This window comes from Mucilaginibacter gracilis (assembly GCF_003633615.1).
Lineage (GTDB): Bacteria > Bacteroidota > Bacteroidia > Sphingobacteriales > Sphingobacteriaceae > Mucilaginibacter > Mucilaginibacter gracilis.
On record NZ_RBKU01000001.1, the window covers coordinates 4,694,890 to 4,718,054 of the forward strand.

General features: G+C 41.4%; 29 protein-coding genes. 12 read left to right on the top strand and 17 right to left on the bottom strand.

Annotation, left to right across the window (positions count from 1 at the left end):
- Positions 1 to 86: 86 nt before the first annotated feature.
- The 4 genes from BDD43_RS20830 to BDD43_RS20850 all read right to left on the bottom strand — a co-directional run bounded on the left by BDD43_RS20830 (position 87) and on the right by BDD43_RS20850 (position 3,570).
- Complete coding sequence (locus BDD43_RS20830; RefSeq protein ID WP_121199486.1) at positions 87 to 1,283, bottom strand: FecR family protein; 1,197 nt, start codon at positions 1,281 to 1,283, stop codon at positions 87 to 89.
- An 82-nt stretch (positions 1,284 to 1,365) separates the two neighbouring features.
- Entirely contained in the window at positions 1,366 to 1,947 is a 582-nt protein-coding gene (locus tag BDD43_RS20835) for an RNA polymerase sigma factor (RefSeq protein WP_246001697.1), read from the bottom strand.
- A 225-nt stretch (positions 1,948 to 2,172) separates the two neighbouring features.
- Positions 2,173 to 2,409, bottom strand: a complete 237-nt coding sequence (locus BDD43_RS31110; RefSeq protein WP_394339626.1) for a DUF4007 family protein — start codon at positions 2,407 to 2,409, stop codon at positions 2,173 to 2,175.
- Between the two features lie 774 nt (positions 2,410 to 3,183).
- A complete protein-coding gene (locus BDD43_RS20850) occupies positions 3,184 to 3,570 on the bottom strand; it encodes a winged helix-turn-helix transcriptional regulator (RefSeq protein ID WP_121199490.1) in 387 nt (128 codons plus the stop codon).
- A 124-nt stretch (positions 3,571 to 3,694) separates the two neighbouring features.
- On the opposite strand from BDD43_RS20850, the gene BDD43_RS20855 reads away from it, so the two are divergent.
- Both BDD43_RS20855 and BDD43_RS20860 read left to right on the top strand, forming a co-directional pair.
- The gene (locus BDD43_RS20855; RefSeq protein ID WP_211339709.1) at positions 3,695 to 4,489 is read left to right on the top strand and encodes an SDR family oxidoreductase; all 795 of its coding nucleotides are present in this window, start codon (positions 3,695 to 3,697) and stop codon (positions 4,487 to 4,489) included.
- A gap of 18 nt (positions 4,490 to 4,507) precedes the next feature.
- On the top strand, positions 4,508 to 4,831 hold the full coding sequence (locus tag BDD43_RS20860; RefSeq protein ID WP_121199491.1) for a nuclear transport factor 2 family protein: 324 nt from the start codon (positions 4,508 to 4,510) through the stop codon (positions 4,829 to 4,831).
- Between the two features lie 166 nt (positions 4,832 to 4,997).
- On the opposite strand, the gene BDD43_RS20865 is transcribed toward BDD43_RS20860, so the two are convergent.
- The 4 genes from BDD43_RS20865 to BDD43_RS20880 form a co-directional block, all read right to left on the bottom strand.
- Entirely contained in the window at positions 4,998 to 5,945 is a 948-nt protein-coding gene (locus tag BDD43_RS20865; protein WP_121199492.1) for a toll/interleukin-1 receptor domain-containing protein, read from the bottom strand.
- Positions 5,946 to 6,071: 126 nt separating this feature from the next.
- Positions 6,072 to 6,512, bottom strand: a complete 441-nt coding sequence (locus BDD43_RS20870; protein WP_121199493.1) for a hypothetical protein — start codon at positions 6,510 to 6,512, stop codon at positions 6,072 to 6,074.
- 2 nt (positions 6,513 to 6,514) lie between these two features.
- Positions 6,515 to 7,147 carry a helix-turn-helix domain-containing protein gene (locus BDD43_RS20875; RefSeq protein WP_162847135.1) on the bottom strand — a complete coding sequence of 211 codons (633 nt, stop codon included), beginning with the start codon at positions 7,145 to 7,147 and terminating at the stop codon, positions 6,515 to 6,517.
- Complete coding sequence (locus tag BDD43_RS20880) at positions 7,137 to 7,631, bottom strand: hypothetical protein (protein WP_121199495.1); 495 nt, start codon at positions 7,629 to 7,631, stop codon at positions 7,137 to 7,139. The genes BDD43_RS20875 and BDD43_RS20880 overlap by 11 nt, the downstream gene beginning before the upstream one ends.
- A gap of 590 nt (positions 7,632 to 8,221) precedes the next feature.
- Here BDD43_RS20880 and BDD43_RS20885 point away from each other — a divergent pair.
- Both BDD43_RS20885 and BDD43_RS20890 read left to right on the top strand, forming a co-directional pair.
- A complete protein-coding gene (locus BDD43_RS20885; protein WP_121199496.1) occupies positions 8,222 to 9,052 on the top strand; it encodes an SDR family NAD(P)-dependent oxidoreductase in 831 nt (276 codons plus the stop codon).
- A gap of 58 nt (positions 9,053 to 9,110) precedes the next feature.
- Positions 9,111 to 10,025: a helix-turn-helix domain-containing protein gene (locus BDD43_RS20890; RefSeq protein WP_121199497.1), complete on the top strand. Its 915-nt coding sequence runs from the start codon at positions 9,111 to 9,113 to the stop codon at positions 10,023 to 10,025.
- Positions 10,026 to 10,285: 260 nt separating this feature from the next.
- Here BDD43_RS20890 and BDD43_RS20895 read toward each other — a convergent pair whose 3' ends face one another.
- The 6 genes from BDD43_RS20895 to BDD43_RS20920 all read right to left on the bottom strand — a co-directional run bounded on the left by BDD43_RS20895 (position 10,286) and on the right by BDD43_RS20920 (position 14,707).
- Positions 10,286 to 11,305: a nucleotidyl transferase AbiEii/AbiGii toxin family protein gene (locus BDD43_RS20895; RefSeq protein ID WP_121199498.1), complete on the bottom strand. Its 1,020-nt coding sequence runs from the start codon at positions 11,303 to 11,305 to the stop codon at positions 10,286 to 10,288.
- Between the two features lie 3 nt (positions 11,306 to 11,308).
- On the bottom strand, positions 11,309 to 11,902 hold the full coding sequence (locus BDD43_RS20900; RefSeq protein ID WP_121199499.1) for a DUF6088 family protein: 594 nt from the start codon (positions 11,900 to 11,902) through the stop codon (positions 11,309 to 11,311).
- A 353-nt stretch (positions 11,903 to 12,255) separates the two neighbouring features.
- Positions 12,256 to 12,579, bottom strand: a complete 324-nt coding sequence (locus BDD43_RS20905; RefSeq protein ID WP_121199500.1) for a nucleoside triphosphate pyrophosphohydrolase family protein — start codon at positions 12,577 to 12,579, stop codon at positions 12,256 to 12,258.
- Between the two features lie 54 nt (positions 12,580 to 12,633).
- Positions 12,634 to 12,963 (bottom strand): nuclear transport factor 2 family protein, encoded by a 330-nt coding sequence (locus BDD43_RS20910; protein ID WP_121199501.1) that lies wholly within the window; start codon positions 12,961 to 12,963, stop codon positions 12,634 to 12,636.
- A gap of 8 nt (positions 12,964 to 12,971) precedes the next feature.
- Complete coding sequence (locus tag BDD43_RS20915) at positions 12,972 to 13,889, bottom strand: helix-turn-helix domain-containing protein (RefSeq protein WP_121199502.1); 918 nt, start codon at positions 13,887 to 13,889, stop codon at positions 12,972 to 12,974.
- Positions 13,886 to 14,707: an SDR family oxidoreductase gene (locus BDD43_RS20920; RefSeq protein WP_121199503.1), complete on the bottom strand. Its 822-nt coding sequence runs from the start codon at positions 14,705 to 14,707 to the stop codon at positions 13,886 to 13,888. Before BDD43_RS20920 ends, BDD43_RS20915 begins: the two co-directional genes overlap by 4 nt.
- Before the next feature lie 162 nt (positions 14,708 to 14,869).
- Here BDD43_RS20920 and BDD43_RS20925 point away from each other — a divergent pair, with 162 nt between their 5' ends.
- From BDD43_RS20925 to BDD43_RS20935, 3 genes are all read left to right on the top strand, one after another.
- Positions 14,870 to 15,082 (top strand): helix-turn-helix domain-containing protein, encoded by a 213-nt coding sequence (locus tag BDD43_RS20925; protein WP_246001875.1) that lies wholly within the window; start codon positions 14,870 to 14,872, stop codon positions 15,080 to 15,082.
- A gap of 110 nt (positions 15,083 to 15,192) precedes the next feature.
- On the top strand, positions 15,193 to 15,765 hold the full coding sequence (locus BDD43_RS20930; protein WP_121199505.1) for a Crp/Fnr family transcriptional regulator: 573 nt from the start codon (positions 15,193 to 15,195) through the stop codon (positions 15,763 to 15,765).
- Positions 15,766 to 15,831: 66 nt separating this feature from the next.
- On the top strand, positions 15,832 to 16,173 hold the full coding sequence (locus tag BDD43_RS20935; RefSeq protein ID WP_121202064.1) for an EthD domain-containing protein: 342 nt from the start codon (positions 15,832 to 15,834) through the stop codon (positions 16,171 to 16,173).
- A 1-nt stretch (position 16,174) separates the two neighbouring features.
- Here the strand turns inward: BDD43_RS20935 and BDD43_RS30180 are convergent, their stop codons facing one another.
- Positions 16,175 to 16,348 carry a hypothetical protein gene (locus tag BDD43_RS30180; protein ID WP_162847136.1) on the bottom strand — a complete coding sequence of 58 codons (174 nt, stop codon included), beginning with the start codon at positions 16,346 to 16,348 and terminating at the stop codon, positions 16,175 to 16,177.
- A 216-nt stretch (positions 16,349 to 16,564) separates the two neighbouring features.
- Here BDD43_RS30180 and BDD43_RS20940 point away from each other — a divergent pair, with 216 nt between their 5' ends.
- The 5 genes from BDD43_RS20940 to BDD43_RS20960 all read left to right on the top strand — a co-directional run bounded on the left by BDD43_RS20940 (position 16,565) and on the right by BDD43_RS20960 (position 20,963).
- Positions 16,565 to 17,284, top strand: coding sequence for an SDR family NAD(P)-dependent oxidoreductase (locus BDD43_RS20940; RefSeq protein ID WP_246001699.1), 720 nt, complete (start codon positions 16,565 to 16,567; stop codon positions 17,282 to 17,284).
- 161 nt (positions 17,285 to 17,445) lie between these two features.
- Positions 17,446 to 18,234: a helix-turn-helix domain-containing protein gene (locus tag BDD43_RS20945; RefSeq protein WP_246001700.1), complete on the top strand. Its 789-nt coding sequence runs from the start codon at positions 17,446 to 17,448 to the stop codon at positions 18,232 to 18,234.
- A gap of 352 nt (positions 18,235 to 18,586) precedes the next feature.
- The gene (locus tag BDD43_RS20950; protein WP_121199507.1) at positions 18,587 to 19,243 is read left to right on the top strand and encodes an NAD(P)-dependent oxidoreductase; all 657 of its coding nucleotides are present in this window, start codon (positions 18,587 to 18,589) and stop codon (positions 19,241 to 19,243) included.
- An 8-nt stretch (positions 19,244 to 19,251) separates the two neighbouring features.
- On the top strand, positions 19,252 to 20,169 hold the full coding sequence (locus tag BDD43_RS20955; RefSeq protein WP_121199508.1) for a helix-turn-helix domain-containing protein: 918 nt from the start codon (positions 19,252 to 19,254) through the stop codon (positions 20,167 to 20,169).
- Positions 20,170 to 20,189: 20 nt separating this feature from the next.
- Positions 20,190 to 20,963, top strand: coding sequence for a hypothetical protein (locus tag BDD43_RS20960; RefSeq protein WP_121199509.1), 774 nt, complete (start codon positions 20,190 to 20,192; stop codon positions 20,961 to 20,963).
- Between the two features lie 339 nt (positions 20,964 to 21,302).
- Here BDD43_RS20960 and BDD43_RS20965 read toward each other — a convergent pair whose 3' ends face one another.
- Positions 21,303 to 22,229, bottom strand: a complete 927-nt coding sequence (locus BDD43_RS20965) for an alpha/beta fold hydrolase (RefSeq protein ID WP_121199510.1) — start codon at positions 22,227 to 22,229, stop codon at positions 21,303 to 21,305.
- A gap of 10 nt (positions 22,230 to 22,239) precedes the next feature.
- Positions 22,240 to 23,121, bottom strand: coding sequence for an NmrA family NAD(P)-binding protein (locus tag BDD43_RS20970; protein WP_121199511.1), 882 nt, complete (start codon positions 23,119 to 23,121; stop codon positions 22,240 to 22,242).
- Positions 23,122 to 23,165: the final 44 nt, after the last annotated feature.

Genomic DNA, 23,165 nt, shown 5'->3' on the forward strand with positions numbered 1-23,165 from the left:
TCTCTTCTGGAACACTGCCTTATAGCCGGGGATGTTCGCTGCATTCCCGGTTTTTTTACAGATGTTCACTGGTCGTTCTGTAAAGTTTATTTCATCGCGGTCAATCTCCTTCCTTCAATTTTAAAGTGAACAGAACCGGTTGATTCCAATACCTCCAATAGTTGGGATATATTTTTAAACCTCGAAATAGACCCCGAGAATACCTGGCTTTTTAAAGTGCTGTCTTCAAAAACAATATCCACATCATACCAGCGTGAGGCCTGCTTCATAATTTGGCCGAGGCTTTCGCCGTTAAATAAGAACAAGCCATTTTTCCAGGCTAATGCTTCTTCAATATCTGCTTCATGCTTCGTGAGCCAAGTATTTTGGTTTACGGATTCTTCGTTGGGTGTCAATACCACCTGTGAACCCGCGTTCGTTTTGTCGTTCAGTGTAACTTTTACCGAACCCTCGAAAAGGGTTGTTTTTACTGTCCCCTCATCGTTATACCCATTAATGTTAAAATGGGTACCCAAAACTTCAACCTGCTGGTTTGCGGTGATGACTTTAAATGGCTGGTGTTTATTTTTTGCGACCTCAAAATATGCTTCGCCGGTCAGGTTTACTTTACGCTCGGCGCCGCTAAACTGTACCGGGAAACGTAAAGAAGAAGCTGTATTCAACCAAACTTTGGTACCATCGGGCAACTCAACCTGGTATTGGCCGCCACGTGGAGTGGTGATGGTATTATAGGCTTGCGCGGTCTTATTATTTGACTGCTGCGGTGTAATATGATAAACCAATTGCCCGCTGGCCGTTTTTGTAACTGCTATATTTTGCTGCCGGGCCACATTGCCAATACGGGCGTCGCCCAGGTTTATCACTTTACCGCCTGCTAAAGTTAATGTTGCTCTATTACCGCCAGGGCCTATTTTATCTGAGGCCGCGACCATAGCCGCTTTTTGATGGTTTGTTATACTCCAGTAAGCACCGGCAGTTAAAACAATGAACAAAACAGCGGCGGCAGCCACGCGGTACCATAAACCAATAACCCTGGCCTTGCCCCTGGCGTTTTGGTAGGCGGTTGAGCCTACCAGCTTCTGATAGGCTAGTCCGGCTTCAGCTTCGGTTATTAAATCCTCAGGCCCGGCAGTGGCTTGCCATATGGAATCCATAGCCGATAGCATTTCCTCTTCGTTACCGCTGAGTTTAAAGTGGGCTATAAGTTCATTATACTCCTGCTGATTGATTTGACCGTTTGCAAATTTTTGGAGTAATTGAGCTATCTGTTGATTGTCTGCCATTTGTTTATATTCCCTTTATACTGGGTTTATAATAACATTACACATCAAAACGGAAAGAGGACTAAGGAAGGCAATAAAAAATTTACTTTTTTAACACAATTGCCGAAATCAATATAAAAAAATTCAAATCTGATTGACTAAAATAATTTCTGAGGGTTTTTAGTGCCGCGATTAGGTGATTTTTAACCGTATTTCGGGATAAATTCAATTTTTCGGCTATTTCATCATAATTTAAATGTTCATAACGACTCATTTTAAAAACGATTTGTTGCTGAGGCGACAAAATCTGTAGTGCCTCATCGGTAAATCGTTGCAGATCATTCAATAATATCGATTCTTCCGTGTCGTTGCTGATTTTTTCAATAGTAAGCCACAATTCATTGATCGCTTTTTGGCTTGTAGCTATTTGCCTGAGCGCGTTAAGTGTTAACCGGCGGTTTATGGTATATAGGTATGGAGCTATGGGAAATTCAATATTAAGTTTGTGCCTGTTTGTCCAGACACTTAAAAAAGTATCATTAACCACCTCTTCGGCTTGCTCCCTGTTTTTAAGCATCTTATAACAAAAAGCAAACATCCTTTTAAAATAAAGATCAAATACAGCCTTGAAAGCGCTTTCGTCACCTGCTTTCAACGCGATCAATAATTCTTTTTCAGGTGGCATACTTGTCATATAACTTAAAGCCGAAGCCTTTGAAACTTACCGGTGGATATGTAGCCCTTGAAAGGGAACCTTCGGATGTAGAAGGGCTAATATAATGTTTTATGGCAAATTACGAATGTATTACCTTAGCGAAGATACTAATCTTCGTTCTCATCTTCCGGAATTTCTTCGAGGTCATCCATTCCCTCTTCGTCAAAATCTTCTTCCTCAGTAATGTAATCCTCATCAGGGGTCCACCTTGCCGTCATTCGAGCGTAAATAAGTCCTTAAAAACACATTCGCATCTGCCTCGTAAGTCTTATCAATGAAAAGCCTGACCTCTTCCGCTTCAGTTTTCCGTTTCATGAAGTTGATCAGGTGGTCTTTCGCAAACTCGCTCCGTTCTTTGGTAAACTCGTTAAAAAACGTGTTGAACAAATACAATTTTTCATTTTTAATAGCCGAATAATGCAGTAGCCACAACGAGCCGATGTCTTCCAGGAAAGGGTCATGGCCCTCAAATAAAAATCGCCCCAGCTAGGTCATTTCCTGCTGCTCCCGGTCGATGATATACGCAATAAGAACTTGTCCTTAATGTCAAAGCTTGCATTAAGTTGCCTCTTAGAGACATAATGTGGAGTTTCGATAAATCTCCTTTCTTGTTTGTGATAAACGACAACCTTAACATTGAAGGTGCCGTCATCTTTTTGGTGGTGCTCATAAACTTTTGCACTTACAGTTGCCATGATTTACAAAAAATTACACGCAATCGCTGTTACATATTTGTAACAAAACCGCGTTAAGTTCAACAAAAAATGATGTAAATCCTGTAACTATAGTGTAACAGTCACAGTGTTGCGGTCGATCCTAAACCGCTTTTGACGAATAAAAAAACCCGTTTTTTATAGTAAAAAACGGGTTTTTGATGAAGTGCGCCCACCTGGGCTATATACCTAACTCTATTATCAATTGATTTTCAGCGCCTTACGAGGTATGCAAAAGGCTTGGTAGCCGCTTTGGGGATTCACCTCTCTGACAATACAAAAATAGCTAAAAATCAGCTATTTACAAAGGGAAAAAAATCATGGTCCCGGGTTCGAGCCCAACCAGGCGCATGTCGAAACAAAAATGACTTGATTGTTGGCAATCTGCAGATGGTATTAAATTAATATGACAGGCATACTATCTTGATATTGAACTCTAATATACAGACTTCTTTTCCGCAGCAGTTAAGCTCTGACCACCCAAAGAATATTGTTACTCAGAAATCTCCGTTTCGAGTGAGAGCATTTCATTTTGTTTTAAAATGACTCTTCGTAGTCGCTCCTGATGTTCGTCGCCCCAAAGGCCGATGGAACGGATCAACGGGATAAGTGTTTTGCCAAAGTCAGTAAGATGATATTCTACTTTTGGCGGCATAACGGGATAGATCGTCCTGGTCACCAACTCATGATCTTCAAGCTCTTTCAGTTGTACATTAAGCACCCGCCGTCTTGCGTCCGGTATCTTCCGTTGCAATTCACTTGGCCGTAAGTGGCCTTCATGAATGAACCAAAGGATACGGATCTTCCATTTGCCATACAGCACTTCACCAATCAGGTCAAGGCCGCAATTGAGAGACGGGGCAATTTTTTTTACGTACATAATTACAAATATACAACAGCCTTTATTGGTGAGCAATACGGACAAATTTATCCCTATTTGATTCGTAAGCCCGTAATTGTAGGGTGTTGATGTACTGCTGAGATTTGCATAAACAATAACATATATGAAAGAGCAAATGAATTACAACAATGAATTATCCGGAAGGATCGCCCTGGTAACAGGTGGTACCAAAGGCGCCGGAAAAGCGATCGCAGAAAGGCTGTTGCAAGCTGGTGCAACTGTAATTATAACTGCGAGGAATGCCCCTGAAAAAGAAAACAGCAGCGTGCATTTTATTCCTGCCGATCTAAGTAATGCAGAGGATGCGAAGAAAGTGATCAGCGAAGTGCTGTCAACCCATGGGAGGCTGGATATCCTGGTAAACAACCTTGGTGCTTCTACGACACCAGCAGGTGGTTTTTCAGTATTGAATGATGACGATTGGATATCGACCCTCCAAGCTAATTTATTGGCTCCTGTCAGGCTTGACAGGGGATTTTTACCACAAATGATCGAGCGGAAAGGCGGTGTTATTATTCACATCGCTTCTATACAGGGCATATTGCCTCTATACGATTCTACCTTGCCGTATGCAGCTTCAAAAGCAGGATTGATCAATTACAGTAAAAGTTTATCTAATGAAGTTACACCAAAAGGTGTCCGTGTGCTAGCGGTTTCGCCAGGTTGGATAAATACATCAGCATCGAAAGCCTTTTTAGGCGAGATCGCGAGAAATGCTAATAGTACTGTAGAAGAAGCTCAGCAAAGCGTTATGGATGCATTGGGTGGCATACCTTACGGCAGGCCGGCCCACCCGGAAGAAGTAGCCGAGCTGGTCGGCTTTTTGGTTTCACCAAGAGCCAATTACTTAACCGGAACAAATTTCGTTATTGACGGCGGAACATTACCAACAATCTAAAAACAAATACATCATATCATGGAATTACCACAAGTAGTAGAGCGCTTCATAGAAACGCAGCAGATTTACGACAGCAAGGCTTTCACGGAATGCTTCACCGAAACAGCCATCGTTCATGACGAAGGCAAGACTCACACCGGCAGAGAAGAAATTCACCAGTGGATCGAACATGCAATGGAGGCATATAAATCTCAGCTGAAACCGCTTCAATACGAAGAGTCGGGTTCAAAGGGCATGTTAACCGCAAAGGTTTCAGGCACATTTCCAGGAAGTCCTATCGTGCTGAAATTTCATTTAGGCCTAAAGGACGGTCTTATCGATTCGTTGAACGTAACAGAATAATTTACAGCAAACAGGCAGCACTGATAAATCATTAGAAAACCGCCTATCTTAGGGACGGCGGTTTTCTAAATTAAGCACTACCAGGTGCATATTCATTTCATCAAATGAATGATTTATTATCTGGCTTCCGGGGTTTCAATTTCTGTAGGTAAGCTATCCTCTGTTGTTAATCTGCATCAAATGTGATTCCAACCTGTTCAATAAATGCGTTCCAGAGCTTTTCAGAAATTTCCTTTACTGTCCATGACTTTTTTTCACTTGAGCCATAGATATTTTTTGCAGACCAATAAAGCTGATATTGGTCATTTTCAATCATAAATATATTATCCATTTGAATGGAATTCTGCTGGCGACGTTCAGCGAGTGTATATGAGATATCGGCTCTTCCGAACATGGATTCGTTCGGCATAAATACTGTGATATATCCGTTACTGTTTACTTTTGCTCTATTCGATATCAAGCAGCTAAAACTGTCCTTATCTTCGGTTAACAGCATTGCTTGTATGTTATCAACGGTGTTGATCTCATCAATAGATTCTACGAAGAACTTTTTTATCCCATTAAAAGAATCTCTCCTGAAATTAACAACATCAACTTGTGTAAAATCCTTTTTTACTTTGTAATTTTTAGAAGGTAAGGTTGCTGATTCACTCGTTGCAGTGATTTTAATTGGCGCTTTCAGCGCATCCAGCAATCGTCGCAGTTCACTTATAATATTTAAGTAAGCAGCGTTATCGTTTGTCCAGTCACTAATTGGTTTGCCATCTTTTGGCACTGCTTTCATTTCACGAAATGGCGAATTTAACCAGTCACAATGTTCAGCTATAATTGGAACTATGATCATCTTTCCGGCTGCCTGGAGTTCCAAAGCCTGTTGAAATTCTTTTTCGTAACAGTAATTGGAATTAAGGTAATCCGGACTAACGATAGCAATAAATAGCTCAGACGACGATAACGCCAATGAAATAGTTTGGTTAAGATTAGTTCCCACCAATATCTCTTGATCCTGCCAGGCATCAATTTTACCCTCACGTCTTAAAATTGCAAGATGCGTATGTAATTTTTCTTTAATCTTTTCGTCAGCATGACTATAGGATATAAAAGCTCTGGCCATAAAATTGATTTTGTTTTTAAAGGTGACGAAAGTTCAGATAGTATATGCAACACTTAATAGTTAAGGTTGGTTCGCTTTGCAGTAAACATCGAAACTTATCCATCCATTTTAAATCATCCCTGTATCTTATTCTTCTGCTTCATTTACTGAAAAGTTGGCAGGGTCGATCACAGGAAGAATTGCCCCTTGCAAAGCGGTTCCTTTAAATTGCGCAAACATTAACCCGCGAGTGGTAGATAAGGCAATTGTATTTACGAAAAACTGTAGTTCGTCAGGAATCAAGTGCTTTCCTTTTTTATTTTGCTTTATATGCTCGATCCCGATTAATTCAAAATGATATTTCGCGATCAGATGCCCCAAAATGGGCGCGTCGCTACCATCACGTATATCAATACGATTGGTCACAATCAATCTTTTTTTTTCTGAATTGATAAAACTTTCCAGAGCTATGCGAAATTGAAATCCCTGGGCGGCTTTAAATCCTTCCGGGATATTCAGGCCAAAACCTGCTTGTTCTATCTGAACCAGTTGAAAATCTATTTCAGGATGTTTTTTTGTCTTGCTCATGGTTAAGCTTTTAATGCGTAATTCCTGTCTTCGTCAACATCTTTTTTGTTCTTTGGACGCAAATCATTGGCGTTTCCGACCCAATAGGTTGTTCCTAAGGTTTGCCAATTCTTGCTGCCATGGTGGGGAACGACCAGCATTCCCTGAGCATTATCAGTCTGTCTGATATAATCTGCCCAGTCATCAGGATCGCTTACTCCCTCCAAATGAATATAAGTGGGGTCAGTGGAAATAAGACCAGGATAAATCGCCGTCGGTCCGCCACCGTAATATATCCTCGAATAGGCTGTTCCCGCCAGCCCTGTCACAGCAAAATTCGACCGAAAGACAAGTTCCTGTGGTTTTTCCCTAAACAGTTCTGCCAAGGGCACCTCAAGCACGACGCAGATTTGAGTTAACGTGTCCAAAGTAAAATTATGAATACCGCTCAACCACTTGCTAATAACTGAGGGTTGCTGTTCCACGCGAACGGCAAATGAGGATTTGTTCCAGCCGCGCTCTTTGATTAATTCACCGATACGGACTGCAATCAGCATTCTATCTTCCGTTCTTTTCGCTTCAAGCGGATCGATCTCGTCCATTAAGGCATCGAGTACCGGTGTCCGGCTAGTCGTTTTATTTTCTTTATTCATCATCGTCCTCCATAAAGGTAAGATCACCATTAATGTCTTTAAACCCAGAAGCCCATTTAAGGTCTCCATCTTCAAAGCGCTTATGCACTTTTTTAGCGACCTTTATCATTAGTTCGGCATGGTAAGTCAAATTAGGGTCGTCCTGCCATGCTTGTACTTCTTTCGGCCCGCCTCCACCCAAAATCACACAGTCGCCGCCGAATCGCATGCAATATAGCCGCAGCTTCTTATCTGGATCGTCATACAAGGCGCATACCAAGTCGCCATACTTTCCTTCGAAGGGTTTAAAGAACTGTTCTCTGGCGCCGGTCTTATGACCAATGACACGTAGCCGGTTAATGATATCTTTTACTTCAGGCAAGTAATCTACCTGGTATTCAGCTAGAAATTGTTCGAATACAGAAGACGGCTGACCTGCTAAGGTCACAGCATAGACCGAAGCCTCACTGCCGCTCAACTTATCTACTTTCTCTAAACCAAAGTTCATTTAAAAATACATTAATTTTACTATAATATACAAATATAGAGAAAATTTCACTTATAAGTGAAATAGGTATATTGTGCTAAGAATTCTAACAACGAAAGAATTCGTTACTAAATATCTACAGAACAAGTAAAATCTTCCAAACCAGTAATGCCAAATATCTAAGGGGATTTAAATTCTTCGATGAAATTGGTTAATACACTAAGTAGCATTCGTAATGCGCTGATAAATAGTTTATTAAGGCGAATACAGGTTAAGGCACATTACCTAACTGGCCCCCATGATTAAAAGACATTTCTAATCAACTAAAAATCAATATGATACACAGGTAGGTTCGAGTCCAACTAGGCGCACAAAACGGCCTTTACGATAGCGTAAAGGCCGTTTTTATTTTCTGTCCATTTTTGTAACCTGTGTTTATAGTGAATAGAGGCACTTTTTGGTTCGAGCACGGTTGGGGTTTTTGAATAATACATTTATATTGATCCGGTGAATTAGAAATATCAGAGTCCTTTTGGATACTATAAAACGGAATATGGTTACTCTACGCCAGCAGTTAACCAGGAAATTTGCCTTCATTAATCATAAAAAAAATGAAGAATCAAAAAGTATGGTACGTAACCGGTGCGTCTAAAGGATTAGGCCTTAACCTGGTAAAATTACTTTTATCTAACGGCAATAAAGTAGCTGCCACCTCAAGGAATAGTAGTGCTTTTGATAAACTTGTGGCAGCATACCCGGATAATTTATTGCCCTTGGCAGTAGATATTACCAGGGATGAAAGCGTAAAACAAAGCATTAGCCAAACAATTGGTAATTTTGGTAAGCTGGATGTAGTTGTAAATAATGCAGGCTATTCCCTGGTAGGCAGCATAGAAGAATTGAGTGATCAGGAATTTAGGGAAACAATTGATGTAAATTTATTTGGAACTGTTAATACGATTAGAGCGGCCATGCCGCATTTCAGGAAGCAGGGTTCAGGGCATTTTATTAATATATCCTCTAATGCCGGCTATATCGGCTTTGCTACCGCCGGTAGTTATAATGCTGCAAAGTTTGCCGTGGTAGGAATTTCCGAAGCGCTGGCGGAAGAAAGCAAAGCATTTGGGATTAAGGTAACCGTTGTTGCTCCGGGGCAGTTCAGAACCAGTTTTATGGATTCTCTGGCTTTTGCTGAAAATAAAATTGCTGTTTACAAATTGGTCGAGGCGGAAAAAATGTGGCGGGAATATAGCGGCACGCAAAGAGGCGACCCAGCGAAATTGGCACAGGTGTTGATGGATCTGGCTAACCATCCAAATCCTCCCCTTCATCTGCTGGCAGGGCCGGATACCTATCAACTGGTTACTGAACACCGTGAAAAAGAAAAGCAGGAATTTGCGGCCTGGAAAGATATAACCTTGTCAACAGATTTCGATCAATAAAACTTCCGGGAAAACCTTAAATTAGCTTTAGGGTTTTCCGCTTTGATAAAGAAAGACAATGAATAGACAAACAAATCCGCCATATAGGTTTCAATCTATATCTGAACTTCATCGTGTACTGGAATTGACCAAACCAAAACATCCTTTGATAAGCGTTATAGATTTTGAAAAGATAAAGTGCTATTCTGAAGAAAAGCTTCGAAGTGTTTCGTATAACTTCTACTGTATCGCTATCAAAAAAAAATTTGAAGGCAAAATGAAATATGGACAAAATTATTATGATTTTGATGAAGGGTTGATGACTTTTTTTGCCCCCGGCCAGGTAGTGACTACGGATATCAATTATGATAGAATTTTATCCGGCTGGTGGCTGGTAGTTCATCCTGATTTTATTCAGCATACATCTCTTGCCAAAAAAATAGCAGGGTATGTTTTTTTTTCTTATGCAGTATATGAAGCACTGCACCTGGCAGAAGAGGAGGAGGTGATGCTGGAAGATATCATTAAAAAAATTGCAATTGAATCTGCTTCTCCGGCGGATCGGTTTAGTCAGGATGTCATCATATCTTACCTGGAGCTGTTTCTGAATTACTGTAACCGTTTTTATAACCGGCAATTTATAACGCGGAAACAAGCCGGTAATGATGTGTTGAGCAGATTGGAAGAATTGCTTAATGAGCACTTCACAGAAACCGGCGAAAAAGGTTTACCTACAGTACAATACCTGGCCGGGGAACTTAACCTGTCGCCCAAATATTTAAGCGATATGCTTAAAGCTGTTACAGGCCGTAACACCCAACAACATATTCATGACAAACTGATCGAAAAAGCCAAAAACTTTCTATCAACCACTTCTTTATCAGTTGCCGAAATCGCCTACCGGTTGGGATTTGAGCATCCGCAATCACTTCATAAACTCTTTCGGGCCAGAGTCGATGAATCTCCACTTGAATTCAGGCAGCGCTTTAATTAACTTTAAGGGGCTCCTAGTTTGATCTGGGGCGCTTATAACTACAAAAAGCCGGACACCGGTATCGAACCGGATATATTTAATTGGACACAGTTGTAATCAACCTCAAAGAGAAGACAATGCGGCCAAATTTCTTAAATCATCCATGAAATGGTTCGACAAGCACCCATTAGGGTACATTAAATTGTGTTTGATGCCAAATTCGGGTTACACCTTAAAATTATCTTATTTTAAGGTGATCAGTAAGCGTAACATCTTTCGGATTAGAAGTGTATTCCCCTGAACCTTTCCAGTAATTCTTTGATCCGATCAAATAATTGAACCGGCTCTAATGAATCACCGTAGATCATTTGCTCCCTCATTGTTGCATAGTCGCTTTGATATGCCGCCATCAGATCATCAGGTGGCGTAAAATCTATCGTTTGTGTCTGCAGGGTTGCATAATCTAAGCCTTTCATCGTATTATATTTTTCTCGGTGCGCTATGATGTTCAGGTACAGCTCTTTTGATTCCAACGCCTTTTTACCGGTCGCGCTATCCATCATTCTTTCCAGATCATAGAAATGACGGGACATACGACCGGTTCTGATCTTAGCGGGATCGGGCTTTTTAAACTCCTCATGTAAAAGAAAGGCCTTCTGTAAAAATGTTTTATGAGGCTCCACAGATTGCACCAGGATTGGCTCTTCAGAATAGGCCTCATTAGGGTATACTTCGTTTAGTATAGAATGAATCGCTACTTTGGAATACGGTTCAAGTTTTGATCTGATACCCACTTCTATTTTGACCTCATCAGCGAGGTAAGGATTGGGATCATACAAAGAGATGTATCTTACAAACAAAGTCTGAGGATCTTTATCAGTCATTGTAGGCTCCACATCTTCCGGTATGATCGTCAAAGTGCCTTCCGGAATACCGATTTTCTGGAATTGTTGCTCCAGCGCATCTTTAAGCAGTGTGCTTGTAAACTTACAGCCACGCTTTTTTAAGTTACCCAGGTAGCCCCGACTTGGGTTGTCAGCATATTCCATACCGACAACTTTGGGATCAAGCGCGATATCAATGTCTTCGGAAAAGCGCTCTATCAGCTTCCAGCACTTACTCAATGATGTGCCCCCTTTGAATATAAGGGAATCGGCGTATTCTGTAGCAAATAATGCTTTTAGGGTCAGCGTTACCCACCAGTCTTTTTCAATGGCCTTTGTGCCTATTCCGCTGGCCAGTGAAGCCTGGTCAATACTCGTTTTACGCTGGGCGTCCGTCAATTTTAACCAACCTATCATACCTTATATTAATTTGATCAAGTAATCATTTATTTTGCCCGTAGCTAATTTCAAATCTTCTTTGAGTATTTTAGGATCTTCAAGCAAAAGCAATTCTTTCAATCTTTTTTCCGTATTGGTGTCGATATTTTCAACGCCTAACTCTCCAAGCGCCTGAACAATAAGGCTACTATATTTACCCTGCATAGCCAGCTTTTTTTGAGTAGTCGCTTTGAACTTGATCGTTGTCTTCCCTATCTTGATCTCCTTCGAGGGGCCGTTGGTCAAATAAACCAACTTGGTTGGCACCTGCGTGGTTAAGCCCAGTTTATGTAAAGCATAGGCCCCGGCTGGTTTGATCTTTATTTTGTCCCTTTTTGCGATAGCATTTGCGATCTCCTCCGGCGCTGGAGAGATCTTCCCGAAAACCGGATCGGTTTTAGGAAGTAAATAAATTCCATGCCCCAAACGCTGAATAATACCCTCTTTGTTTAGCCTCGTTAAGGCCATTTTTATGGCACCTTCAGTTCCGATGCCCCTAAAGTCCGTTGGAAAGATCAGATCACCTTTACGTTTGTGTTTGATCTCCTGCTCAATTTGTACGGATGCACTGCTCATGGTTACTTATTTATTAGATAAAGGTAACAAATATTTTAGATGAATTGTTACTCTTTTATTTAAAAAAGGTAACAAAAAAACTATCGGTATATTTCTTTTGAATATTAAGGCTGGCAGTTATAAGCAATATGAAAACCTTATAATTTAACGAAGTTTCACCTTCAAATATCTGCTTAACGTATTATTAAACAAATAGTTAGGCCATAATATAAATAATGGAGTGACACCCTTAAGGCCACCTTTAGTGATTATTCATTTTTAATCTACTAAAAATCAGCGCTATTAATTGATCGTTCAAGACCAAGTTAAAAGAGCTTATTGTTCGAGCTTGCGGACATATGATCTCGATGTGTCTATTCCTTGAGGAGTGCTTCTGTTTTCGACAAGAACAATTCCAGTGCATCTGCTATATCTATATTCATCCGGTCAGCCAGGACAGTCAGCCACCAGACACATTCACCCAGTTTGTGTTCCAGTTCGGGTGTGGTATTGCTTTTGGGCCAGCGTCCTTGCTGCGACATCGTCAGTCTGCCTACCAGACCCGCATCAGTCAAAAAAGCCAATGCGTCTTCCTCTACTGTCCACTCGCTGCCATGATGCATCAGTTCCAATTCATGGTACCGGTTTCTTATTTGTCTTGATCTCTTGATCAATTCACTCAATTTCATATCGCTCATGGTATTTGCTTAAGATTATATTTGGTTATTAATTTATTGCTACGCTTTGACTGGTTAATCCAGGTAAGCATCAATATGCAAGATCAGCCCCGCCTCATTAAACCTGAAGTTCAGGCCGCCTGTTTCATGGCCAAAGTCACCGGTAAAATCAATTTTGGCGAGGGTACTGTTATCGCCACTTTGTTCCAGAGCCAGTAATTGAGTCTTGGTATGATAACCAATAAAATACGTTGTGAAATATTTTCTAATTCCGGCTTGCTGCCGGAATTTTTCCCCCACAGACACGTCGTCTATCACTGCATCTGCAGAAAAAAGATCAAGAACTGCCTGGGTGTCATAGCGGTTAGCCGCTGCAATGAATTTCATGATGGCTGTTTCGCTCATGATGGTTGTCAATTTAAAGATTGCCTGAAGTCAAGCGGTGAGAATTTGGTTTTGGTTTTAAAGAGCCGGTTAAAGGATTGAGGATATTCAAAACCCAGTTGGTAGGCAATCTCTGCCACAGACAATTCGCCTGCGCTTAACAGTTGCTTGGCCTTTTCGATCAGTTTCGAATGGATATGCTGTTGCGTATTTTGCCCCGTCAGCGTACGGAGCATATCGCTTAAATAGTGAGCTGATACGTTAAGCGCTGCGGCCAGATCATCCACCGCGGGCAGGCCATCGGTCAATGGCTTACCTGTATCAAAATATTCAGCGAGCAAGCTTTCAAAACGGGTGAGCAATTCGCTGCTTGCCGTTTTTCGGGTAACGAATTGACGGTTATAATAACGTTTGCTGTAGTTCAGCAACAGCTCCACTTGTGAAACCAATACATCCTGACTGATCTGATCTATCGGCGAATCCAGTTCCGTTTCGATATTTTTGAACAAACCGATGATGACTTGCTTTTCCTTGTCCGAGAGGTATAATGCTTCGGTTACGGCATATGAAAAGAAACCGTAGTTTTTGATGCTTTTTCCTAAAGGGTATGTCCTGATAAAATCAGGGTGGATCAGCAGTGTGTAGCCACCATAATCCGCTTCTCCTTCCAGGGCCGTGATCACCTGGTTAGGTGAAATAAAGGACAAGCCGCCCTCATCAAAATCATAATGGCTTTGGCCGTATTTAACCTTGCCGCTAAAGTTCTTTTTATAAGAGATCTTATAAAAATTGAACAACATTCCTTTTTCCAGTTCGGCAGTATCTACGGTGATATTACTATAATCTACCAGGCTGATCAGCGGGTGCAGGGGTTTGGGCAGGCCCAGCGCCCGGTGTAATGCTGAGATCGAATCAAAGATGACCGGCTGTTTACTTACGTTCTTCATGCTTGAGGATATGGGCTCTGCAAGTTAAGGTATTTTGTTAACCCGATGCGGTAAGCTTCCGGTCCTTCAGCCAGCCGTTTGGCATAAAGGCGCACCGCATCATTACCGGCAGGGTAAGTCAATTGGTCTAGCTCATCGGTGGCTGCCGTATAAACTACATCGGCAATTTGCTCTGCTTCGGTAAATTCCATCAACGTACCATCCTTAAACCCTTCCATCATTTTTGCCATGGTGGCTTCATAGGCTTTGTCTTCTGTCACTTGCATGGCTTTGGTAAAATCACTTTTAATACCACCAGGGGCTACATTCTTAATGCCGATGTTAAATTGGGCCAGGTCATAGGAAAGACTTTCGGCCAATCCCTGTAAAGCCCACTTCGAAGCATTGTAGATCGCAGACTGCGGGTTGGACACCAGCCCGCAGAGGGATGTGGTGTTGATGAACAAACCTTTGTTCCGTCCCCGAAAATAAGGGATAAAAGCCCTTATCACCGATAGTGTACCGAAAAAATTGGTATCGAATTGCGCCCTTATTTGTTGCTCCGTATGTGATTCAATTGGCCCGATCAAACCATAACCTGCATTATTAAATACCACATCGATATCGCCCAGTTCTAGTGCGGCTTTTACGGTTTGCTGTACTTGTTCGCTATTGGTGACATCCAATGGCAACAGCGTAATATTGCTTAATTCATTAAGCCCGGTTTCCTTTTCAGGTGAGCGCATAGTGGCGATCACTTTCCAGCCTTTAGTCTGAAATAATTTAGCGGTTGCTTTGCCTAACCCGGTCGATGCGCCGGTGATCAAAATAGTTTTCATGTTGTTTCCTTTTGTGTAATACAAAGGTGGGGCATCAACACTGCTGCATTGTAACCGAAACAGACGGTGTTGTAACCAAAACGGAGTAAAATTTAATTCGAGAACAGTAAGGGAATTCGATCCCGGCTAATAGGCGTATATGAGTTATCCGTATACATTCCCCTGTCATCGTTTGCCAAGCTCGTCGGACGCAGCCTTTCCACCTTCAAAAGGGATTTTACCAGGCTATTTGAAACGACACCCGAAAAGTGGTTACAACAAAAGCGCTTGGAGCAGGCCCACTATTTAGTAGCCAGGAAAAACCTACGCCCTTCAGAAATGCATCTTGAAGTAGGTTTTGAAAATCTATCCCTTATTTCCTTTGCGTTTAGATAATTATTCGGGCTGACGGCTTACGATGCTCATAAAAACATTGTGGACCTGCATAACTTCGCTTTTCTGTTAACTAACTTTGATCTTAGCAGAAACGAAACAAATCTTCGTCAATGGAAAGACTTAAAGCCGTGATCAATGAAATCTCACCCATGTCCCCCGAAGATTTTGACCTTTTAAAACCGGGAATTAAGGTATCGGTAAAAAAGAAGAGCAACCTATTGGAACAAGGTGACGTTTGTAAAAATATTTGTTTTGTCACTAAAGGGTTCTTCCGCATGTTTTATGTTGACCTGGAAGGCAATGAAATCAATAACCGGTTCACAGGAGCGGATAACTTCATAGTCGATTTCCAGAGTTTTCTTACCCAGATGCCCTCGCGTTATTACTGGCAGGCCATGCAAGACTCAGAAGTTCTGATATTTTCTTACAAAGAAGTTCAACGGCTTTATGCAAGATCTCCCGCCTGGGAAAAGTTTGGCCGTCTTGTTGCTGAGCGCGTCTATTTGCAGTTGAACGAACGTGTAGAAATGTTCCAATTTATGTCGCCACAGCAACGTTACGAGCATCTTTTATCGACGCGCCCGGAACTTTTTAATCAAATATCGCAGTTTCACATGTCATCTTACCTGGGTGTAAAACCAGAATCATTGAGCAGGCTGCGCAAGCGGATCCATTATAAATAGTTTTCTTAACCCAAGTCAACGTTATAGCGGTTAACGATGGGCCATATTTGATAAAAAAATATGACCATGATTAAATTCACTATCCTGCTACGCAGGCGTCCCGGAACCAGTCACGAAGACTTTGTTTCTTATCATAAAAATAATCACGCGGCTTTGTTTGCTTCGCTACCAGAGGTAAAGCAATATGTCCGCCGTTACGTACAATGTCATCCGCTACCGGTAACGCTTCCGGGACTGCCACCTCCGGAATATGATGGGATCACAGAGATATGGTTTGATAATGCAGAGTCTATCGAAAAAGTTTTTGGTGCTAAAGATTACATGGAATTGATCAGGCCGGATGAAGAGAAATTTCTTGACTTGCATGGGTGCAGCTTTTTAATATCGACTGAGCATGTCGTTATATAAGTCAAATTTTGACCATATCGCTTAAATAGTGCGTGGAGAGGTGTATTTGGTCTGCCGGGTATTGTACAGTCGGAATCCCCTTATTTAAGGCTGCGCTATCAATGAAATACCCTTCCGGTATTTCCTCCAGCTTTTGTAACAGATCATTATTAACCGCTTTTCGGGTAATGTCCACATTTAGCGCTAAAGTTTGTTAATTTTTGTAAAAATGTATCGCTATTCCGCTATTATGTATAAGTGTTTCAGGGAGTGATCGCAATAACTTTGCCTTATAAAACAATAAGGAATGTCAAAAATAATTTTTATTACGGGCGCATCCCGAGGATTGGGAAAAATATGGGCAGAAGCCTTTTTGGATCGGGGTGACAAAGTGGTTGCCACTTAAAGAAATTTGAGCGGATTACAGGAATTGGCAGATAAATATGGAAGTGCCCTGTTGCCGCTGGAACTGGAGATCACTAACCGAACTGCGTGTTTTGAAGCTATAGCTAAAGCAAACAATCATTTCGGTCGTATTGATGTCGTTATTAATAATGCAGGTACAGGCGTGTTCGGCACCGTGGAAGAATTGGGAGAACAAGAAGCCAGGGATATTATTGATGCCAATCTTTTTGGAACGTTATGGATTACACAGGCAGCATTGCCGGTAATGAGGGCTCAGGGAAGTGGCCATGTCTTACAGGTATCCAGCGCTATGGGTATTTATACATTTCCTACAGTTGGCATTTATAGCGCCAGTAAATTTGCTGTCGAAGGATTTAGCGAGGCGCTCGCACTGGAAGTAAAAGGCCTCGGTATACATATCACACTTGTAGAACCAAATGGATTCGCGACCGAGTTTAATGCGTCGTCGGTACAAAGTAAATCTATTGCCGCCTACGACAAAATGAAAGCCGAGTTATACGCCGATCCTAATTTAGTTGCTCCGGATGCCTATGGAGATCCCAAAGCCACCGCCGGGGCCATATTAAAGTTAGTGGATACGCCAAATCCTCCGTTAAGACTGTTCCTTGGAAAAAAGGCACTTCCCTTAGCAAAGGAAATATATGCAGAGCGCCTGGCAAGCTGGGAAGAATGGAATGAGGTATCGGTTAAGGCGCATGGCAATTAATTATTCGTAAATTTACTTATTAATCACCCCTGAGTTTCAGGGGTGATTGTAATTCGATAGCAATGCACTTCAAAAGTCTGAGCGATCTTCATCGTTGTAATAATTACCCGGAGCCTGAGCATCCTTTGCTCACACTATTTACTTGTAATCCGCTAAGAAGCGTGACCAGCTACGAAGTAACCACCGATTTCTATATTATCGCTTTAAAAAAATTAAGTTCGGGAGAGATCAGGTATGGGAAAACCCGTTACGATCACCAGAGCGGCTCGATGTATTTCTTAAAGCCGCAGCAGGTTATTCAAATGAAAGATATTTCCCTTGACGGTAAGGGATTTGAAATCTGGTTTCATGAAGATTACCTGAGCGGTCATCCGCTCCATATGGAGATAAAGAAGTATAGCTATTTTAATTACGAACTTAATGAAGCGTTGCACATTTCGCCAAAAGAGCAAAAAATTATATGGGATTTGTACGAAAAAATTGCAATTGAATATCATAATAACCAGGATGAATTTTCCCGTGATATCATACTTGGACATATAGAATCCATCCTGAAATATTCCCTTCGTTTTTATAAGCGGCAATTCATGAATCGCTTTATGCTATCCGGCACAACAGTCACCAAATTCAATAAGGCATTGGCTAACTACTTTGAACAGGGGCTGCTCCAGAAAAAAGGGCTACCGACGGTAGCAATGTTTGCTGACGAACTGCATTTGTCTCCCCGCTACCTGAGCGACCTGTTAAAACAGGAAACAGGGAAGACCGCAATGGACCTGATACAGATTTTCCTGATTACAGAAGCCAAGAATTTGCTTAACCAGGGCGATCTCACGATTAATGAAATAGCCAATTTGCTGGGCTACGAAAATCCACCTTACTTTTCCCGATTATTTAAAAAAGAAACGGGCATAAGTCCCAGCCTGTTTAGAGGGCAGCACTTAAACTAATTCTATTTTAGTGCTGAATAGTTTACCTAAAAGTGGATATTCCGCTGATATTGACCACCTGATTCCGGTAGACAAGTAAAATCAGGACGAGACAAATTGCTTAAAACAACAATTTGCCCAACTAACCAGCAATTTGCCAGTCTGACTTTACCTTTTGGCATAATGTGCCTCACCGGAATAAAACAGTTTACAGTCAAGTATCAATTCGAAATTTCTAAAAAATTGGTATAACTGTATTTAGGCTAACATATTCCGAAGTTTGGCTAAATTAACTTTATAATTAATCCGGACATTTGATTTACAACACTTTGTAAATCACAACGTAGTGCTCAACTACTGATAAATATTAAAAATGACAAATTCAAAATACACTTATCTCGTATTTGGTGCGACAGGTAGAACCGGCAGACATTTTGTTTCGATCGCGCTTAATGAGGGTCATAAAGTAACAGCCCTGGTCCGTAATCCTGAAAAAGTTGACACAAAAAACCCTGATTTAAAACTAATCAAGGGCTCTGTACTTGATTACCAGGATTTTGATAAACTTCTTAGCGGCGTGGATTTTGTGATTTGTATGTTAGGCGACGCTGAATTACAAAAGACAGAAAACGTTAACGCCATATTTGTTGAAAAACTAATTCCGGCAATGCGCCGCAACGGTATAAGGCGTTTGCTTTATCAGGCAGGGGGCTTTACCCGGCCTTATAAAAAAAGTTTACCTTTAATGTTTTGGTTGTTAAAACAAACGTTAGTACGATTTGCGGGACTTATTGGACAACACCGCGATAATGAAGCGGTAGTCAAATATCTGGTAGAAAACGCAGCCGATATCGAGTGGATGGTACACAGAGCAGGTATAGCTGGCGACGGTAATTCCAAAGGAACATTAAGACGATCCAAAACAAAATTCAGTATAGCGACTTTTGCGGATTGTGCGAGATATAATTATGAACTTTTAAAAGATGATTCCGCTATACATAGCTGTGATTTGAGCTATTATGTAAAATAATATTAACAATGGCAAATATCCATCCGGAACGTATCAGTACCATCAGTCAGTATCATCAGGCACTCGGGCTCTCAAAGCCCGAGCACCCCTTGATCAGCGTCATTAATTTAGCGGACATCAAACGTGTTCCGGGCTATGGAACGATCAGCCTGATATTTGATTTTTATTTGATCGCATTGAATTTTACAATCGATGCCAGCTTCAGGTACGGACAACAAGAATATGATTTTGACCAGGGCATCATTTCTTTTATGTCGCCCAACCAGGTCTTTACTATAGCATACAATAATGAAGATTCCCAGCCATCCGGATGGCTGATTGTGATCCACCCCGATTTCATCTGGAATACGCCCCTGGCCAAAAATATCAAGAATTATAAATTTTTTGATTACGCAGTAAATGAAGCTTTATACATCTCTGAAAAAGAAGAGCACATTATCACCGGTGTGATCAGCAATATCGAACATGAATACCATTCCAGCATAGACAAATTCAGCCAAGACATCATTATCGCCCAACTCGAAGTATTGCTGAATTATTCAGAGCGCTTCTATCAGCGCCAATTCATCACCAGGAAAATCAGCAACCATAAAACGCTTGACAAACTGGAAAAGGTTCTTGATAATTACTTCAACGCTGATTCGATCAATGAAAAAGGGCTTCCGACTGTAGCATATATCGCGGGTCAATTAAATTTATCAACAGGTTACCTGGGCGAAATGCTAAAGTCGCAGACCGGTCTCAACACACAGCAGCATATTCATAATAAGGTCATAGCTATTGCAAAGGAAAAACTATCGACAACAAACTTAACCGTGAGCGAAATTGCCTATGCATTGGGATTTGAGCATTTACAATCATTCAGTAAGCTGTTCAAATCCAAAACTAAAGTATCACCAATGGAATTCAGGCAATCTTTTAATTAATCGGACAGGTATTAGGAACAATGATACACTTTATTGAAGTCTTACAATCCACCAATAAACCGCTTTTTGTATTTGGGTATTGTGATTTTATTGCCGGGGCAATCTGTCTGTTATTAACGCAAGTTTCGCAGACCATGGTCAGAGGAGCAAATGCCTGGTATAAACCTTTTAAATTTTTCCTATCCATCGGCATATTCGCCTGGACTATGGGATACTTTACGGGTTACCTACCTATGTCAAATGCTGTCAGCTTATACAGCTGGATGGTCATTATACTCTTAGGGTTTCTTGAGCTGTACATAGCCGTTCAGGCCGGGCGAGGACAATTATCCCATTACAATTCCAGCACACCATTTTATGGGTTTTTATTGTTCCTGATGATTGTATCTGCTGTAGTGGTGACTCTTTGGACAGCTTATATAGGTTTACTTTTTTTCAGTACAGATTTTCCCGATTTACCCGGTTATTATGTTCTGAGTATCCGGCTCAGTATTTTCCTTTTTGTAGTTTTTGCTTTTCAGGGTGCATCGATGGGTTCAAGGCAGTCACATACCATAGGAGGCCCTGAAGGAGGTCCGGCATTGGCGGTAACCGATTGGAGTACAAAGTATGGAGATTTAAGAATTGCTCACTTTATTGGAATCCACGCATTACAAATACTGCCGCTGCTAAGCTACTACGTTTTCAGAAGTATCCCGGCGGTAATAATTTTAAGCTTGGCTTATGGCGTTTTAGCTGTTTTTTCGCTCTTCCGGGCAACAGCTGGTAAACCTTTAATCCCTTACAGATTCTAATCTGTGCTACCTTCTCACATGAGATGTGTTCAGCTCTCTAATAAAGTGAACATGTATCTTTCCTACGAATTCAAGCAACAAATTAACAAGCTCAGTCTTATTTTACTTTCCCAGGCTGGGTTCTAATCGTCTGAATAACCATCTGTTGGTGTCATCACATATCCAATTTACATTAAATGCTTTATCAGGCCTAAGAAATGTTTTGTCACGTATTTGCAAACCTTAAATATCGCTGTTAATCAGAGGTTGCTGGTTCGAGCCCGGCCTGGGGATGTAGATAACACGCAAATAGTCACGACATTTTGCGTTAACAGATATTATCGACTACCAGTTTATCTATTAGTGAAGAAAATCAGTAACGGTGTCAATCACCTTTTCAGGCGCTTCTTCATTCATATAGTGCCCGCTATCCAGCAGTCCTACCACTTCACAATCTTTGGCAACATAAGGCAAGCCCATTTTCATGTAAGTATAACTTACATTGCTTGCAATCCCTAAAACCGGCATGTTGAGTTGCTGATAAGTTTTCCCATCTTCAATATCTTGTGTGAAAGTTTGATACCAGCCATTGGAAGCGCGAATGCTATCGGCTGTATTATAAGCGGCTGCATAAACCTCTTTCTCAAAAGCCGAGATCTTTTTTTCGTCAATCATCACAAAATCAAACAACCAGTCCAGTAAGTAATTGAAGCGGCCTTCCAATAATTTTTCTGGCAATCCTTTAACCTGATTAAAGCTCATCCACCAGGCATAAGGTGCATCGCCGTGCATTTTATTAGTAAAAGTTCCCAAGGGCGGTATCAGGGGCATTCGCATCATTCCCTCGCTCGGGTGCGCGCCATCCATCACAATAAGTTTCTGCACCACATCGGGAAAGTTAAATGCTATACTCATGGCCACCATCCCTCCTATGTCATGGCCAAGCAGGTGTACTTTTGGGAGTTTCAAATAGCTGATCAAATGGTATATATCCACAGCCATTGTTTTTTTATCGTAGCCTGTTTCCGGTTTGGCTGATGTACCCATACCGCGGATGTCTACAACGATCACACGGTATTTTTCTGCTAATTTAGGCGCTACATTTTTAAAAGAATACCAGGTTTGCGGCCAGCCCGGAAGACAAATTAAAGGTGCTCCTGAACCACCTTCCACATAATGTAATTCCACACCGTTAACGGTTGTGTATCTGTTTTCAAATCCTGGCCATTGTTTAATGAGTTCCGTATCCGAGTATGGATCGGTAGTATTTGTTTTTTCGTTTTCCATTATAATTATTTTATATATTATGCTCGACCGGTGACCAGTTTATACCTTCGTATCTGTCATTATTTAATGCGGAGTGATGCACCAAAAACATGCTGTACAGATATTGCGCTTGCTGCCATTTAGGGTATAACTTATTTTCACCTTCAGGATCGGCCGCCCGCTGTGCCTTGTTATAAGCAGAAAAGTTTTCCATAGACCCCATGTGAACCAATTGAAACTTTGACCCTTTATGTTTTTCGCTTAAACTAACAAGGTCATTGGGACTAACCTGAAAGCTGGCTATCCTTAAATACCTTGGGGTGGCATCATCCAGTGCCGCCCTTGCGGTGAAGGCTGCAGTATCATCCATTGTCGTGAAATCGATTTTCCAGTCTGCTTTATCGTCGTAATAAGCGATGGTTTTTTCCTTTGTGTTAAAGAGGGGGATGTTGTAACGCAGGATGTCAGCGAAAGCGCCGTTAAATATGGATGTTGCCTTAATCGGCGCGCTATCCAGTATTGCTTCAAATTCTTTCCGCAAATCAAAATTCCTGTTAGCTCCATCAGGCATTGTCGTAAAATCAGTTGAAAAATCGGAAGGTATAAATCGGGGAACTCCCGCAGTAACTGCGGCATTCAAAAGCTTAGTTTGCACATCTACAATCACCTCATGCAGGCCTGCTATGGCAGATACTATGCAGGAAACACCATGGCAAGCACCAATCAATTCCTGCTCATTAGACATATCAACCTTAAAAATATCGATACCTAATTGTTCAAGCGCCTGTATTTTTTCAGGGTCGCTTCCTTCACGTACAATCGCACGGGTAGGAACATTTAGTTTGGTCAATTCCCGGCATATTTTATGACCGAGATTACCTGTAGCTCCTGCTACCAATATTAAATTTTTCATTTGCATCGTTTGTTAATGATGCAAACTTATAGACGAAACCGGCT

Bases quoted from the DNA above. Each gene is read 5' to 3' on its own strand.
- BDD43_RS20905 (WP_121199500.1), bottom strand. From the start codon at position 12,579: ATGAGCGATATGAAATTGAGTGAATTGATCAAGAGATCAAGACAAATA.
- BDD43_RS20950 (WP_121199507.1), top strand. From the start codon at position 18,587: ATGACAAATTCAAAATACACTTATCTCGTATTTGGTGCGACAGGTAGA.
- BDD43_RS20885 (WP_121199496.1), top strand. From the start codon at position 8,222: ATGAAGAATCAAAAAGTATGGTACGTAACCGGTGCGTCTAAAGGATTA.
- BDD43_RS20935 (WP_121202064.1), top strand. From the start codon at position 15,832: ATGATTAAATTCACTATCCTGCTACGCAGGCGTCCCGGAACCAGTCAC.
- BDD43_RS20915 (WP_121199502.1), bottom strand. From the start codon at position 13,889: ATGAAGAACGTAAGTAAACAGCCGGTCATCTTTGATTCGATCTCAGCA.
- BDD43_RS20960 (WP_121199509.1), top strand. From the start codon at position 20,190: ATGATACACTTTATTGAAGTCTTACAATCCACCAATAAACCGCTTTTT.
- BDD43_RS20870 (WP_121199493.1), bottom strand. From the start codon at position 6,512: ATGAGCAAGACAAAAAAACATCCTGAAATAGATTTTCAACTGGTTCAG.
- BDD43_RS20890 (WP_121199497.1), top strand. From the start codon at position 9,111: ATGAATAGACAAACAAATCCGCCATATAGGTTTCAATCTATATCTGAA.
- BDD43_RS20970 (WP_121199511.1), bottom strand. From the start codon at position 23,121: ATGAAAAATTTAATATTGGTAGCAGGAGCTACAGGTAATCTCGGTCAT.
- BDD43_RS20855 (WP_211339709.1), top strand. From the start codon at position 3,695: ATGAAAGAGCAAATGAATTACAACAATGAATTATCCGGAAGGATCGCC.
- BDD43_RS20930 (WP_121199505.1), top strand. From the start codon at position 15,193: ATGGAAAGACTTAAAGCCGTGATCAATGAAATCTCACCCATGTCCCCC.
- BDD43_RS20910 (WP_121199501.1), bottom strand. From the start codon at position 12,963: ATGAGCGAAACAGCCATCATGAAATTCATTGCAGCGGCTAACCGCTAT.
- BDD43_RS20900 (WP_121199499.1), bottom strand. From the start codon at position 11,902: ATGAGCAGTGCATCCGTACAAATTGAGCAGGAGATCAAACACAAACGT.
- BDD43_RS20860 (WP_121199491.1), top strand. From the start codon at position 4,508: ATGGAATTACCACAAGTAGTAGAGCGCTTCATAGAAACGCAGCAGATT.
- BDD43_RS20830 (WP_121199486.1), bottom strand. From the start codon at position 1,283: ATGGCAGACAATCAACAGATAGCTCAATTACTCCAAAAATTTGCAAAC.
- BDD43_RS20965 (WP_121199510.1), bottom strand. From the start codon at position 22,229: ATGGAAAACGAAAAAACAAATACTACCGATCCATACTCGGATACGGAA.
- BDD43_RS20880 (WP_121199495.1), bottom strand. From the start codon at position 7,631: ATGAACTTTGGTTTAGAGAAAGTAGATAAGTTGAGCGGCAGTGAGGCT.
- BDD43_RS20895 (WP_121199498.1), bottom strand. From the start codon at position 11,305: ATGATAGGTTGGTTAAAATTGACGGACGCCCAGCGTAAAACGAGTATT.
- BDD43_RS20920 (WP_121199503.1), bottom strand. From the start codon at position 14,707: ATGAAAACTATTTTGATCACCGGCGCATCGACCGGGTTAGGCAAAGCA.
- BDD43_RS20835 (WP_246001697.1), bottom strand. From the start codon at position 1,947: ATGCCACCTGAAAAAGAATTATTGATCGCGTTGAAAGCAGGTGACGAA.
- BDD43_RS20955 (WP_121199508.1), top strand. From the start codon at position 19,252: ATGGCAAATATCCATCCGGAACGTATCAGTACCATCAGTCAGTATCAT.
- BDD43_RS20850 (WP_121199490.1), bottom strand. From the start codon at position 3,570: ATGTACGTAAAAAAAATTGCCCCGTCTCTCAATTGCGGCCTTGACCTG.
- BDD43_RS20865 (WP_121199492.1), bottom strand. From the start codon at position 5,945: ATGGCCAGAGCTTTTATATCCTATAGTCATGCTGACGAAAAGATTAAA.
- BDD43_RS20875 (WP_162847135.1), bottom strand. From the start codon at position 7,147: ATGATGAATAAAGAAAATAAAACGACTAGCCGGACACCGGTACTCGAT.